We start from the raw sequence: 1,470 nt of genomic DNA on the forward strand, positions 1-1,470 counted from the left end.
ACGTTCTGTGATTGCTGGTTCGCTTGACCCAACATCGCCATACCCGCTTGCTGTAATACTTGGATTCGTGCTAACTGTGAACTTTCACGTGCATAGTCCGCATCTTGAATCTGTGAACGAGCCGCATTCATATTTTCATTTACGTTCGCCAAGTTCGATACGGTGTAATCCAAACGGTTCTGCATCGCACCCCAGTTGGCACGGACGTTTTTGATCGAACCTAAGTTTGCATCAATTGACGTAATTGCTGATGAAGCGTTGGCGGTAGTTATAATATTCGTCGTCAATGCTGTCAAGCCAGTGAAGTCTATTGTGCTTACCGCAATCTTATTTTCTGCACCTGTCTGCCAACCCACATGCAAACCAACTGACGTGGTCGCACTCATTAGACCCGTTTCGTTAAACTGCGTGGTGTTCGCAATACGTGTAATCTCAGTGCTTAACTGCTGGAACTCGGCATCCATTTGTGTACGGTTATCTGCACTATAAGTTTCGTTCAAAGACTGCACACCTAGCTCACGCATACGCTGTAACATGTTAACCACTTCTTCGGTTGCACCGTCCATGGTTTGCAACAATGACGCACCGTCATTCGCGTTACGAATCGCTTGGTCCGTACCACGGATCTGGGTGGTCATACCGGTTACTACCGCTAAACCTGCCGCATCATCCGCCGCTTTGTTGATACGCAGACCAGAGGTCAAACGCTCCATTGCGGTACCTTGTTCTTTTTGCGTGCCATCCAAAATACGACTTGCGTTGATGGCACCCATATTTGTGTTAATTACCATTGCCATGATGCTTCTCCCTTACTGGAAATTATTTTTTTAAAGAGGTTCAACCCCTTGTATGTTCATTTAATTAAACGGCACTTTTAACAAAAACTTTAGAACAATTTAATTAATTTTATTTTTTTGCACAAATAAAAAAAGCGGCCATAAAGACCGCTAACACACAAGAAAATCAAGCTAAGTTCAATGCCCTATAAGTCTTCAGATAAGACACTCAACTTAACCGGCTGGTCAACCTTGTTGACTGACCAGTGGCTTTTAAACTTAACGCACCAGAGACAACACGTTCTGGGATTGCTGGTTCGCTTGACCCAACATCGCCATACCCGCTTGCTGTAATACCTGGATTCGTGCCAAATTTGCAGATTCACGCGCAAAGTCGGCATCCTGAATCTGTGAACGGGCCGCCGCCATGTTTTCGTTGACGTTCGCCAAGTTCGATACCGTGTAATCCAAACGGTTTTGCATCGCACCCCAGTTGGCGCGCACAGTTTTAATCGAACCTAGGTTCTTGTCAATCTGAGAAATCGCCGCTGACGCATTCTCAACCGTGGTGATATCAATACCTGCCTGTATTGCAGTCAGTGCTGTGAAATCAATCGTACTCACTGCAATTTTATTATCTTCACCAATCTGCCAACCTACATGCAAACCAACCGAATCATTGGCGTTCATTAGA

The 1,470-nt window shown here is 45.2% G+C and carries 2 protein-coding genes; both read right to left on the reverse strand.

All coding sequences use genetic code 11. The features are described from left to right. On the reverse strand, window positions 1–797 hold a 797-nt coding region (locus tag IBX48_RS10530; protein ID WP_296834382.1), incomplete at its 3' end, for a flagellin. A gap of 258 nt (window positions 798–1,055) precedes the next feature. Next, the coding region (locus tag IBX48_RS10535) for a flagellin (protein ID WP_296834385.1) at window positions 1,056–1,470 on the reverse strand (415 nt) is incomplete at its 5' end.

Origin of the sequence: Thiomicrospira sp. (assembly GCF_014859555.1) — a bacterium.
Taxonomy (GTDB): Bacteria; Pseudomonadota; Gammaproteobacteria; order Thiomicrospirales; family Thiomicrospiraceae; genus Thiomicrospira.